The sequence below is a fragment of the Streptomyces sp. NBC_00466 genome, assembly GCF_041433995.1.
Classification (GTDB): domain Bacteria; phylum Actinomycetota; class Actinomycetes; order Streptomycetales; family Streptomycetaceae; genus Streptomyces.
In genome coordinates this window covers 2,297,874-2,310,526 of the sequence record NZ_CP107896.1, presented here as the reverse complement: position 1 = coordinate 2,310,526, position 12,653 = coordinate 2,297,874, and the positions used below count along the sequence as shown (strand labels likewise).

10 protein-coding genes are annotated in these 12,653 nt (G+C 70.6%); 7 read left to right on the top strand and 3 right to left on the bottom strand.

What is annotated here, in order from left to right; genetic code table 11:
• Positions 1 to 753 precede the first annotated feature (753 nt).
• The 3 genes from OG210_RS10085 to sucD all read left to right on the top strand — a co-directional run bounded on the left by OG210_RS10085 (position 754) and on the right by sucD (position 4,003).
• Positions 754 to 1,143 (top strand): hypothetical protein, encoded by a 390-nt coding sequence (locus OG210_RS10085; RefSeq protein ID WP_371535882.1) that lies wholly within the window; start codon positions 754 to 756, stop codon positions 1,141 to 1,143.
• A gap of 776 nt (positions 1,144 to 1,919) precedes the next feature.
• On the top strand, positions 1,920 to 3,095 hold the full coding sequence (gene sucC / locus OG210_RS10080) for an ADP-forming succinate--CoA ligase subunit beta (RefSeq protein WP_327295775.1): 1,176 nt from the start codon (positions 1,920 to 1,922) through the stop codon (positions 3,093 to 3,095).
• A 20-nt stretch (positions 3,096 to 3,115) separates the two neighbouring features.
• A complete protein-coding gene (gene sucD, locus OG210_RS10075) occupies positions 3,116 to 4,003 on the top strand; it encodes a succinate--CoA ligase subunit alpha (protein ID WP_328330331.1) in 888 nt (295 codons plus the stop codon).
• A 158-nt stretch (positions 4,004 to 4,161) separates the two neighbouring features.
• On the opposite strand, the gene OG210_RS10070 is transcribed toward sucD, so the two are convergent.
• On the bottom strand, positions 4,162 to 5,097 hold the full coding sequence (locus OG210_RS10070; protein WP_371535879.1) for a DNA-directed RNA polymerase sigma-70 factor: 936 nt from the start codon (positions 5,095 to 5,097) through the stop codon (positions 4,162 to 4,164).
• A 279-nt stretch (positions 5,098 to 5,376) separates the two neighbouring features.
• Between OG210_RS10070 and OG210_RS10065 the strand changes: the two genes are divergently transcribed.
• A complete protein-coding gene (locus tag OG210_RS10065; RefSeq protein WP_328335579.1) occupies positions 5,377 to 7,377 on the top strand; it encodes a DUF6350 family protein in 2,001 nt (666 codons plus the stop codon).
• 33 nt (positions 7,378 to 7,410) lie between these two features.
• Here OG210_RS10065 and OG210_RS10060 read toward each other — a convergent pair whose 3' ends face one another.
• Positions 7,411 to 8,355, bottom strand: a complete 945-nt coding sequence (locus OG210_RS10060; RefSeq protein ID WP_328330335.1) for a hypothetical protein — start codon at positions 8,353 to 8,355, stop codon at positions 7,411 to 7,413.
• 157 nt (positions 8,356 to 8,512) lie between these two features.
• Here OG210_RS10060 and purN point away from each other — a divergent pair, with 157 nt between their 5' ends.
• The gene (gene purN / locus OG210_RS10055) at positions 8,513 to 9,211 is read left to right on the top strand and encodes a phosphoribosylglycinamide formyltransferase (protein WP_328330337.1); all 699 of its coding nucleotides are present in this window, start codon (positions 8,513 to 8,515) and stop codon (positions 9,209 to 9,211) included.
• Complete coding sequence (purH, locus tag OG210_RS10050; RefSeq protein WP_328330339.1) at positions 9,123 to 10,751, top strand: bifunctional phosphoribosylaminoimidazolecarboxamide formyltransferase/IMP cyclohydrolase; 1,629 nt, start codon at positions 9,123 to 9,125, stop codon at positions 10,749 to 10,751. Before purN ends, purH begins: the two co-directional genes overlap by 89 nt.
• Positions 10,752 to 10,884: 133 nt before the next feature.
• Here the strand turns inward: purH and OG210_RS10045 are convergent, their stop codons facing one another.
• Positions 10,885 to 11,493, bottom strand: coding sequence for an RDD family protein (locus OG210_RS10045; protein ID WP_328330341.1), 609 nt, complete (start codon positions 11,491 to 11,493; stop codon positions 10,885 to 10,887).
• 213 nt (positions 11,494 to 11,706) lie between these two features.
• Between OG210_RS10045 and OG210_RS10040 the strand changes: the two genes are divergently transcribed.
• Positions 11,707 to 12,561: a bifunctional methylenetetrahydrofolate dehydrogenase/methenyltetrahydrofolate cyclohydrolase gene (locus OG210_RS10040; protein WP_328330343.1), complete on the top strand. Its 855-nt coding sequence runs from the start codon at positions 11,707 to 11,709 to the stop codon at positions 12,559 to 12,561.
• Positions 12,562 to 12,653: the final 92 nt, after the last annotated feature.

The window sequence follows — 12,653 nt, the reverse complement described above, 5'->3', positions numbered from 1 at the left end:
CCGTGGCAGGGAACAGTGCAACTGCTGCTGGGGCGAAGTCCAGTGACGGTGCGGCCGACGCCGACGGTCGGCGCGCGACTCATCAGGCCCAGCAGCAGGCACGAGCCGGTGTCCGACGTGGGGCGGATCGTCGAGCCGTCGGTCCGGCCGGTCCGTCAGCTGACCCGGGAGATTCAGTCCGACGTACCGATGCGGACCGGGTAGGCGTTCTCCGGCATCCACCGCCCCGGAGCCGTCGAGGCACACGGCGCCTGAGCGGCAAGCCACGGACTGGGCGACCGCTCACCACCGTGCGGTCGCTGTCGGTCAGCGGTCCGGGTCCGGGCGGCGCGCGGTGATTTCGGGGCCGGTTGGGGGCCGCGGCGGCTGCGGCGTACCCGTACCGCGAGATCAGGAAGCCGGGCACCGGGATGCGTTGTGGGGATCTGTCGGGGCAGCAGCCCTGCGGCCTCAAGGGTCCCCACGGCTTGACCGGCCCCGGTAAACGGACCGCTGAGGGGTCCGGTCCGGGCGGCGGCGCGCCCTGTGCGGCACCCGTCGACGGTAGCGGCGCCAGGTTCGTGCTGCCGCGGGGAGCGGGGTTGCCCGACGTCGGTGCACCCACCCGCGAGAGAGCACGCGAAATCCTCGAATTCCCCGGATAGGGCAAACCGTTCCCGCCTTGTACCTGCCGCGCGGGGGCGGAACAGGTCTGCCCGCCAGCCGGAGGCCTCCGGTTTCCGGACCGTCGAATTCGAAGGATCTGACACCAGCATGAACAAGAACATCCGCCGTTCCGTAGCTGTCGCTGCCACCGCATCCGGGGTGTGGGCGTCGGGCGCAGCGGCTGCCGGTGCGGCCGAACTGCTCGTGTCCGTACCGCACATGGCGCCCGACACCGTCACCGACACCGACACCGTCATTGCCACCGCCACAGACATCGCCACCGACGTTCAGGGTGTCGAAGGCCAGGGTGTCGATGGTGCAGTCGGTCACGCCAAGGACATCGCTCGCACGGGACACGTGGCCGGTGTCGACCACGTCGCTCACGCCGCGCCTCTCACGTCACGCGTGGCGCGCGGGCCGCTCATGCCGCACACGGCCTGCGCGCTATTCACGCTGCTCACGCTGCTCATGCCGCTCATGCCGTCACGGGTGTGGTGAACAGTGGCGGGGAGACCGCGATGGCTTCCGTCGCCTCCTCCCTTTCCCCCGTCCCGTCCGTCCCGTCCGTCCCCTCTGGCCCCTCCGTCGACGAGATCGGCGGGGTCGACGGTGTGGACACGATCGACTACCTCTTTGGTCCGATCGACCGGATTCCCGGGTACTCCGAGGCGGCCGAGCGGGGCGTGGTCTCGCAGGTGCGGAAGCCGGCCCGGGGTGTCGTCTCGGCGGCGCAGCAGTCTGTTCACGGCGTCACCGCGCAGGTGCAGGTGAAGCCCTTGGCCCAGAACGTGGCTCAGAACGTGGCTCAGAACGTGGCCCGGAGCGTGGCTCAGACCTCTGCCCAGAGCCTCGGCACCACCGTGGCCCGGCACGCGCGTCCGGTCGTCGGACACGCTGTTTCCGGTGCCTCGGCCGCTGTGGAATCGGTCACCCCGGGCGACCTGGCGGACGCGCTCCCCACCGGCGCTTCGCCGCTCTCCTGCCCTCTCTCTCAGCGCGTTGGCGCAGCTCACCGGGCGGTTCCCCAGTGCAGGAGGGCCGCCCGGTCCGCGCCGGGGGCCTGTGACCGTAATCACCGCGCAGGTGTGATCTGCGATTTAGGGACCCGGCGCCCACGGGGATAACCTGCGAGACGGACATGCCGCGTACTCGGACACCGTCTACGCCTCCCTAGTGACAGCGCAGTCACGTTGCCCTTCGCGGCACGCCCACGCAGACAAGTAACCGCGATCACTACTGCGACGACGATTTAAAGCAAAGGGAGACGGACGCGCGTGGACCTGTTCGAGTACCAGGCGAGGGACCTCTTCGCCAAGCACGGTGTACCGGTGCTGGCCGGTGAAGTCATCGACACGCCTGAGGCGGCGCGCGAGGTGACCGAGCGTCTGGGCGGCAAGGCCGTCGTCAAGGCGCAGGTCAAGGTCGGCGGCCGTGGCAAGGCCGGCGGCGTGAAGCTTGCCTCCGACCCGGCCGACGCCGTGGCGAAGGCCGACGCCATTCTGGGCATGGACATCAAGGGCCACACGGTCCAGAGGGTCATGCTGGCCGAGACGGCGGACATCGCGGAGGAGTACTACGTCTCCTTCCTCCTCGACCGCACCAACCGCACCTTCCTCGCCATGGCCTCCGTCGAGGGCGGCGTGGAGATCGAGGTCGTCGCGGAGGAGAACCCCGACGCGCTGGCCAAGATCCCGGTCGACGCCAACGAGGGCTGCACCCCGGAGAAGGCCGCCGAGATCGTTGCTGCGGCGAAGTTCCCGGCCGAGATCGCCGGCCAGGTTGCCGACGTGCTGCAGAAGCTGTGGACCGTCTTCATCAAGGAGGACGCGCTCCTCGTTGAGGTCAACCCGCTGATCAAGTCCGGCGACGGCAAGATCATCGCCCTTGACGGCAAGGTCTCGCTCGACGAGAACGCCGACTTCCGCCAGCCCGACCACGAGGCTCTTGAGGACAAGGCAGCAGCCAACCCGCTCGAGGCTGCCGCCAAGGCCAAGAACCTCAACTACGTCAAGCTCGACGGTGAGGTCGGCATCATCGGCAACGGCGCGGGGCTCGTCATGAGCACCCTCGACGTCGTCGCGTACGCCGGTGAGAAGCACAGCAACGTGAAGCCGGCCAACTTCCTCGACATCGGTGGCGGCGCCTCCGCCGAGGTCATGGCGAACGGCCTGGAGATCATCCTCGGCGACCCGGACGTCAAGTCCGTGTTCGTCAACGTCTTCGGCGGTATCACCGCGTGCGACGAGGTCGCCAACGGCATCGTGCAGGCGCTTGAGCTCCTCAAGTCGAAGGGCGAAGCGGTCACCAAGCCGCTGGTCGTCCGCCTCGACGGCAACAACGCGGAGCTGGGTCGCAAGATCCTGTCGGACGCCAACCACCCGCTCGTGCAGCGTGTGGACACCATGGACGGCGCGGCCGACAAGGCCGCCGAGCTCGCGGCTGCGAAGTAAGGGAACAGGTCACCAACACCATGGCTATTTTCCTGACCAAGGAAAGCAAGGTCATCGTCCAGGGGATGACCGGCGCCACCGGCATGAAGCACACCAAGCTCATGCTCGCTGACGGCACCAACATCGTCGGCGGCGTGAACCCCCGCAAGGCCGGCACGTCCGTCGACTTCGACGGCACCGAGGTTCCCGTGTTCGGCACGGTCGCCGAGGCCATCGAGAAGACCGGCGCAGACGTCTCGGTCCTCTTCGTGCCGCCGGCCTTCTCGAAGGCCGCCGTCGTCGAGGCGATCGACGCCGAGATCCCGCTCGCCGTCGTCATCACCGAGGGCATCGCCGTCCACGACTCGGCCGCGTTCTACGCGTACGCCAAGGCCAAGGGCGACAAGACCCGGATCATCGGCCCGAACTGCCCCGGCCTGATCACCCCCGGCCAGTCCAACGCCGGCATCATCCCGGGCGACATCACCAAGCCTGGCCGTATCGGTCTCGTCTCCAAGTCGGGCACGCTGACCTACCAGATGATGTACGAGCTGCGCGACATCGGCTTCTCGTCGGCCGTCGGCATCGGTGGCGACCCGGTCATCGGTACGACGCACATCGACGCCCTCGCGGCGTTCGAGGCCGACCCCGAGACCGACCTCATCGTGATGATCGGTGAGATCGGCGGCGACGCCGAGGAGCGTGCGGCCGACTACATCGCGAAGAACGTGACGAAGCCGGTCGTCGGCTACGTCGCGGGCTTCACGGCGCCCGAGGGCAAGACCATGGGCCACGCCGGCGCCATCGTCTCCGGCTCCTCCGGCACCGCCCAGGCGAAGAAGGAAGCGCTTGAGGCTGCGGGCGTCAAGGTCGGCAAGACGCCGACCGAGACGGCCAAGCTCGCCCGGGCGATCCTCGCCGGCGCGTAGCTGACCCGGTTCTTCCGGCAGCTCGGCAACTCCGAGCACTGCGGAGCGGGCCCGTTCCTCCTGGCTTCAGGGGGTGCGGGCCCGCTCTCGTGTTGCGCGGCAGGGTGCTCCTGGCCGGACTCGGCTGGACCGGACCGGACCGGGCCTCCTGTTCTGGGCTAGCGCAGTTGCGGTACGAGGCGTTCCGGGCCGTTCGCCGGGACGGCCTGGAGGCGCTGGTGCAGCTTCTTGTCCTCGGCGGTCAGCTTCTGCGGGCCCCCGCGCGGCGGGACGCCCCCCACGCGTTGCGGTGGCCCGGTCGGCCGCGCGTAGTGGGTCGGGGCGGTGGCCAGTGTGAACGCCGTCAGGGCCGTGAGCAGGACGGCGAAGCCGATGGTGAGCCGTGTCCAGAACCGGGTCCGCCGCTCGCTCCCCTTCCGGACGGTGCGAGGCTCCGGGAGGGTGGCTTCGGGACCGGTCAGGGTGAGGGCGCCCAGCTGCTCCTGGAGCAGTCCGGGTTCTTCCAGACCGGGCAGGGCACGGGCCACGGCGGCCCGCGCGTACAGCAGCCTGTTCGCGGCCGCTGGCGTGCTCGCCTCTGTCTCGGCCGCAGTCTCGGGGAGGTCGAGACCGAGCCCGTCGTAGAGCAGCAGGGTGCGCCGGTAGGCGGGCGGCAGGCGGAGTACCGCGTCCCGCAGCGGCAGCTCCGCGGGATCGGTGGTCCGGCGGTCGCGATGCCTGCGCCTGCGGTTCGGCCGGTGCCAGGGCGACATCGCGTACTCGTACGCGGCCGCGCGTACCCAACCCGCCGGGTCGCGGTCCGTCGCGACCTCCGGCCAGGTCTGCCACGCCAGGTGGAACGCGCGCTCGACCGACTCCCTGGCTAGCCGGTGGCGGCCGGTGAGCAGATACGTCTGGTGTACGAGACCGGACGCGGATCGCGCGTAGAGCATGTCGAAGGCCTCGGCCGGGGTGACACCGGGCGGCTGTTCGGGGTCTGGTGAGGCATCGGGCGGGGCCTGCGGGCCCTCAGGACTCTGTGCTTCCTCTGTTTCCTCTGCTTCCCGCGCCTGCTGTGCCTCCTGTGCCTCCTGTGCTTCCTGCGCTTTCGGCACCTCTTGTGTCGGCTGTTCCGATGGTGCTTCCTGCGGGTCCGGTGCAGGTGTCGTTTCTGAAGCCTCCGCTGCCTGTCCGGCGCTCGGTGACTTCGCCTCGCGCCGCACTCGGCGCCGCTTCTTCGGGGAGCGCAGTTCCGTCATGGGGTGTCCCCAGTGCTGCTCATGGCGGGACGCCAGGCCGAAAAGTACATAAACGTATATTGAGTGACACGACCGGTCTTTGCCTGTTACGCGGTGAAAGCGCGTGTCGTTGGCAGCATGACCCGCGTGACCCAGATGACCGACCGCCGTCCGTCGCTCGCCCCTGTGCGGAGCCGATCCGCCGTGCTGGCCGACTGCGTGCTGCGAGGCGGACTCGCGGCGGCTCTCGGACTCGGCTCGCTCACCGTGCTGGTGATGCTGCTGTGGATCAGCTCGCCCTATCCCGACAGCGGGCCGGGCGGCGCGCTGCATGTCACCGCCGCGCTGTGGCTGTTGGCCCACGGCACGGAGCTGACCAGGCAGGACACCGCTTCCGGTGTGCCCGCCCCGGTGGGCGTGGTGCCGATGCTGCTGGTCGTCCTTCCCGTCTGGCTGGTCCAGCGGGCCGCGCGTGACGCGCTCGACCCCGCGAACGGCCGTCCGGGGCCATCGGTGCCGGGCGCCCTGTGCGCGGTGCCCTGCGGCTATCTGCTGGTGGCCGCCGCGGTCACGGCGTACGCGTCGGGCGGGCCGCTGTCCGTCGTGCCGCTGAGCGCGCTGTGGCATCTGCCGCTCGTCGCCGGTGCCGCGGCTGCGGTGGGTGTGTGGCGGGCGCGCGTCTTCCCGCGCGAGCCGTTCAGTGGCTGGGGGCGCATGCGGTTGCCCGGTGGCAGGGTGCTTCCCGCCGACGTACGGCGTGCCTTCGCCCACCGGGTGCCGACCGCACTCAGAGCCGGTGCCGCCGGAGCCGCCGTACTGGCCGGTGGGGGTGCGCTGCTGGTCGGCGGTTCGCTGGTGTGGCACGGGGGCGCCGCGCAGGAGTCGTTTCTGCGGCTGACCGGCGCCTCGTCGGGGCGGTTCACGGTCCTGCTGCTTGCCGCCGCGCTCGTACCGAACGCGTCGCTGTGGGGCGCTTCGTACGCGCTCGGCCCCGGCTTCGCCCTCGGTACCGGTTCGGCCGTGACGCCGCTCATGGTGACCGGCAACGCCGCGCTGCCCTACTTCCCGTTGTTGGCCGCTCTGCCGGGCCCCGGGGGCGGTTCGCCGCTGAACTGGGCGGTCGCGGGTGTGCCACTGGCCGCGGGTGCTGTCCTCGGCTGGTTCGTGACGCGGGTACGGGAGGACGACCGGGCCGACAGCCTCGGCGTGACCGCGCTCATGGCGCTGTCGGCGGCGGTCGTCTGTGCGGCGGCCATGGCCGCTCTGGCTGCGCTGTCCGGCGGCCCGCTCGGCACCGGGAGGCTGACGTCCTTCGGCCCGGTGTGGTGGCAGACGAGCGTGGCCACTCTCGCCTGGACCGTGGGAACGGGACTTCCGGTGGCACTGGTCCGGCGCTGGTCGGCGCTGCGGAGCAGCAGGCCCGACCCGGTGGCGCCTGCTGTGGACGTCGCAGTGCCGGTGAAAGCCCCGGCCCCTGTGAACGCCGCTGTGACAGCCGCTGTGAAAGTTCCGGCCGTGGTGGAACCTGAGGCGCACGACAGCGCGGACGGCAGCAGGGAAGACGACAGAAGGGAAGGCGACGGAGCAGACAGGGGAGCGGGCAGTGGAGCGCGGGTGGGGCGGTGGGCTGCGCTGCGGGCGTACTCCGGGAGGCTGTTGGCGAAGTTCCCCCTCACGGATGAGCAGGACAGAGGCTCGTCATCCGTGCTGACCCATGCCAATGTGCTGACCGAGTCTCCCGCGTCTCCGGATTCTCCCGCGCCATCGCTCCCGTCCGGGAAGGCGGGAGAACAGGCGGGAGAACCCCGAGAGGCTGGAGAGACCAAGGAGCCGGGGGACTCAGGATCGGGCTCGGACTCGGACTCGGGCTCGGGGGAGGGTGCTGGGGTCGCTGAGAGCGCCGCCGCCGTTCACCCCGAGCAGCCCGTTCACTCCGAGCGCCCCGAACAGGAGGGAGACATTCCGGCACCCGCAGTGCCCCCAGTGCCCGCAGTGCCCGCAGATACCTCCGTGCCCGCCGTCCCGGCCGTACCCGCCGCGCCGGACAAGGACGACGCCGACAGGCCGGACCATCTCCCCGACAGCGACCTTCCGTCACAGCCGGCCGGGTCGCGGCCGGATATCTGGCCGCCGATGCCCTACGCCGACGAGGACTGAGGCTACCTGCCCCCCCTCGTGGCTGCTTCCGCCCTACTTCTGCGTGCCGAGAACCGGAACCAGCGAAGGCGGCAGCTTCTTGTTGCAGGCGAGCTGGCCCTGCTTCGTCAGCGCGTCGTTCACGCACGTGTAGTAGTCCCGGTACGTCAGCTGCGCCGAGAACGTGAGGATCACGATCAGCAGCGCGAGCCCCGCGGTCACCAGGCCGCTCACCGCAGCGGTGATCTGCTGCTTCGAGGAGGAGGCCGTCGCGCCCGCGTACGGACGGGCGTACGGGCCGGGAGCGGGCGGCGCCGTGGGCGCCGGGGGAACACCCGGGCCCGGCGGGGGCCCGTCGGTCGGTGCGGCCTGGTGCTGCGGCGCCGCCGCAGCACCCTTGCTGCCGCCTGACTGCGACTGCGACTGCGACTGCGGCTTCGCGCGCAGGGCGCTGATGCCCCAGTACAGCGCGAGCGCGCCGAGGAGCAGGCCGATCTCCGGCAGGTTGAAGAGGGCGAAGAAGAAGGCCCACATTCCGGCGAGCAGCGCGTAGCGCGCCCGGCGCTGAGCCGGGTCCTTCGGGTCCCAGCGCAGGCTCGGACCGGGACCGCCCTGGCCACCGTTCCGCCCGTTGCCCGGACCGTTGGGCCCTCCCGCCGGCCGCTGGGGACCGCCGCCGAACCCGCCTTCGTGACGGCCCGGCTGAACCGGGCTCCACTGGCTCCCCCGGTCGGAAGACGGCGGCGACGAGCCGTCCCCGTCGTTTCCGTCACCGCTCCCTTGACCGCTCCCGTCACCGTTTCCGCCGCCCTGGCCGTCGCCGCCCGCCGGGTGCTGTGGCTGCCGGGGCCGCCACGGCTGGTCCGGCCGGTCCGCGGGTGGCGGCGCGAACGGGTTGTCGTCGGGCTCCGTCGAAGAGGGCCGGCGTTCCCGCAGCAGCAGTGAACCCTGCCCGTGCAGCGGGGTGCGGAGAGTCGCGCGGTGGCGTCGGTCCTGCATCTGGTGAACGTCTTCCCCTCATTCGGTTCCTGCCCGGGAGACAGGTCCTGTCCCCAGACGCTACCTCTCGGCCGTGCCCCCGTCCCGTGGGGGCCATTCGGTGTGCCGGTATCGTTGCCGACGGTCGGCGCGTTCGTAGAGTTCCCCGTATCGGGGGATGCGATCTATTCGTACGACCGCACAAGTCGTATCCAGAAAGGGCCCCGCCGTGGCCTCCCCGTCCTCTCCCGCCCGCCTGGTCGTGCTGGTCTCCGGTTCCGGAACCAATCTGCAGGCCCTGCTCGACGCCATCGCCGCCGATCCGGCCTACGGAGCCGAAATCGTCGCGGTCGGCGCTGACCGCGACGGCATCGCCGGACTCGACCGCGCCCGCGACGCGGGGCTGCCGACCTTCGTCTGCAAGGTGAAGGAGTACGCGGACCGCGACGCGTGGGACGCGGCGCTGGCCGAGGCCACCGCCGCCTACACACCCGACCTGGTCGTCTCGGCCGGTTTCATGAAGATCGTGGGGAAGCAGTTCCTCGCGGCCTTCGGCGGCCGGATCGTCAATACGCATCCGGCGCTGCTGCCCGCGTTCCCCGGCGCCCACGGAGTGCGCGACGCGCTCGCGTACGGGGCCAGGGTCACCGGCTGCACCGTCCACTTCGTCGACGACGGCGTCGACACCGGACCGATCATCGCGCAGGGTGTGGTCGAGATCCGGGAGCAGGACGACGAAAGCGCTCTTCACGAGCGCATCAAGGAAGTCGAGCGGAAGCTGCTCGTCGATGTCGTGGGGCGTCTGGCCCGTAACGGCTACCGCATTGAGGGACGAAAGGTTCAGGTCGGTGCACACCGAGAACACGGACACCGTTAAGCCCATCCGGCGCGCGCTCGTCAGCGTCTACGACAAGTCGGGTCTGGAGGAGCTGGCCCTCGGGCTGCACGAGGCGGGCGTCACGCTCGTCTCCACCGGATCCACCGCGGCGAAGATCGCCGCTGCCGGTGTGCCGGTCACCAAGGTGGAGGAGCTCACCGGTTTCCCGGAGTGCCTCGACGGCCGGGTCAAGACGCTGCACCCCCGGGTGCACGCCGGGATCCTCGCCGATCTACGCCTGGAGGACCACCGCAGGCAGCTCGCCGAGCTGGAGGTGGAGCCCTTCGACCTGGTCGTGGTGAACCTCTACCCCTTCACCGAGACCGTCGCGTCCGGTGCCACGCCCGACGAGTGCGTCGAGCAGATCGACATCGGCGGCCCCTCGATGGTCCGGGCCGCGGCCAAGAACCACCCGTCGGTGGCCGTCGTCACCAGCCCCGGGCGGTACACGGACGTTCTCACCGCGGTCAGGGGCGGCGGCTTCGACCTGACCGCCCGCAAGCGGCTCGCGGCCGAGGCGTTCCGGCACACCGCCGCGTACGACGTGGCGGTCGCCGGCTGGTTCGCCGATGACTACGCGGCGGCCGACGACAGCGGCTTCCCCGAGTTCCTCGGCGCGACGTACCAGCGCGGAAACGTCCTGCGCTACGGCGAGAACCCGCACCAGGGCGCCGCGCTGTACGTCTCCGGTACGGGCGGCCTCGCCCAGGCCGAGCAGCTGCACGGCAAGGAGATGTCGTACAACAACTACACGGACACGGACGCCGCGCGCCGGGCCGCGTACGACCACACCGAGCCCTGCGTGGCGATCATCAAGCACGCCAACCCGTGCGGCATCGGGATCGGCGCCGACCTGGCGGAGGCGCACCGCAAGGCGCACGCCTGCGACCCGGTGTCCGCGTACGGCGGTGTGATCGCGGTCAACCGTCCGGTCACCGTGGCACTCGCCGAGCAGATCGCCCCGATCTTCACCGAGGTCGTCGTCGCCCCGGCGTACGAGGACGGCGCCGTCGACGTGCTGGCGCGCAAGAAGAACATCCGGGTGCTGCGCTGTCCCGACGCCCCCTCGGCCGCGGCCGAGGTCAAGCAGATCGACGGCGGTGCGCTGCTCCAGGTCGCCGACCGGCTCCAGGCCGAGGGCGACGACCCGGCGAACTGGACGCTCGCGTCCGGCGACGCGCTCGACGCGGCGGGGCTTGCCGAGCTGGAGTTCGCCTGGAAGGCGTGCCGCGCGGTGAAGTCCAACGCGATTCTGCTCGCCAAGGACGGGGCGTCCGTCGGCGTCGGGATGGGCCAGGTCAACCGGGTCGACTCCGCGAAGCTCGCCGTGGAGCGCGCGGGCGAGGAGCGGGCGCGGGGGGCGTACGCGGCTTCGGACGCCTTCTTCCCGTTCCCCGACGGCTTCGAGATCCTGGCGGACGCCGGGGTCAGGGCCGTGGTGCAGCCGGGCGGTTCGGTCCGTGACGAGCTGGTCGTGGAGGCCGCCAACAAGGCGGGCGTGACGATGTACTTCACCGGTACGCGGCACTTCTTCCACTGAGCCACCGGCTGAGCCGCCAGCGCCGGACTGCCCGCACCAGGGCGCTCCGGTGCTTGCACCGGGGTACGGCCGAGGGCCGTAACTCAGCGCGATACGCGCCGGGTTACGGCCCTCGGGCCCAGCAGGATGCGGGTCAGCCGACCTTGACGACCACGGTCGAGCAGATCTTGTCCGCGAACGTCTGCTTCTTGGCGTCCCACGCCGGCCACAGCCAGCCCAGGTAGCAGGCGATGCTGTCGACGAAGTGGGCGAGGTAGCGGACGAAGGCCATACCGAAGCCCAGGGTCTGGCCGTCGGCCTCGCGCAGCAGGCTGATACCCACGGCCTTCTTGCCGAGGAACTGGCCCGTGGTGCCCTCCTTGTAGATCTTGAAGAGGCCGAGCCCGATGCCGACGACGACGCCGAGCACGGCGACGGTCGAGCCGACGCCGCCACCGATGGCGCTGCCGATGCCGATGAGGATGCCGTACGGGACGGCGATGCACACAGCGTCGATCAGGAGGGCGGCGAACCGGCTCCACCAGCCCGCGTACGGGGGCCGGCCGCCGTAACCGGGCTGCTGCGGGTAGCCGCCACCGTAGGGCTGCTGGACCGGCGGGGCCTGCGGGTAGCCGTAGCCGGGCTGCTGCGGCACTCCCTGCGGGGCCTGCTGCGGGTATCCGTAACCCGGCTGCGGCGGCTGCTGGGGCTGGCCCTGCGGCTGGCCGTAGGGGTTGTTCGGGTTCGGGTCGCCGAAGCTCATGGCTGGATTCCTCCGTTGGTTCATGCGGGGACGTCGCGGTTCGATCGGAGGATTGGTGAGAGAAACGTCAAAGCGGTCTGCCCCCCGACACCGGCCCGCGGCACTGCGGACCACATGCTTCTAAACGGCGCGTAAGTTTGTCCAGTCGCAGTCCCTATGTGTTGTGCAAGTGCAACTTGGGCGATCATGACGCCCCCTGAAAGAATGGCTCGTATGACAGCCCAGATTCTCGATGGCAAGGCCACCGCTGCCGCGATCAAGTCCGATCTGACCGTCCGCGTGGCGGCCCTCAAGGAGAAGGGTGTGGCCCCCGGTCTCGGCACCCTGCTCGTCGGTGACGACCCCGGCAGCCGGTGGTACGTCAACGGCAAGCACCGAGACTGCGCCGAGGTCGGTATCGGGTCCATCCAGCGCGAACTCCCCGACACCGCAACGCAGGAGGACATCGAGGCGGTCGTCCGGGAGCTCAACGAGAACCCCGAGTGCACCGGATACATCGTGCAGTTGCCGCTCCCCAAGGGCATCGACACCAACCGCGTCCTGGGGCTGATGGACCCGGCCAAGGACGCCGACGGCCTGCACCCGACCAGCCTCGGCAAGCTGGTGCTGAACGAGGAGGGGCCGCTGCCCTGCACCCCGTTCGGCATCATCCAGCTGCTCCGCCACCACGGTGTGGAGATCAACGGGGCGCATGTCGTGGTCGTCGGCCGCGGTATCACCGTCGGCCGTTCGATCCCGCTGCTGCTGACCCGTAAGTCCGAGAACGCGACCGTGACCCAGTGCCACACCGGCACCCGTGACCTTCCCGCGCTGCTCAAGCAGGCGGACATCATCGTCTCCGCGGCCGGTGTCCGGCACATCATCAACCCTGAGGACGTCAAGCCGGGGGCCGCTGTCCTCGATGTCGGCGTCAGCCGGGACGAGAACGGCAAGATCGCCGGAGACGTGCACCCCGGCGTCGCGGAGGTGGCCGGCTGGGTCTCTCCGAACCCGGGCGGTGTGGGCCCGATGACTCGCGCGCAGCTGCTGGTGAACGTCGTGGAGGCGGCGGAGCGCAGTGTCGGCTGACGCGGCCGCACGGACGGGGCCCGGGGAGTGGGGAAGGCCCGGAGCACGGCGTAAGGGCACGGGGGCCGGTGCGGGCAAGCCGGCGGAGCCCG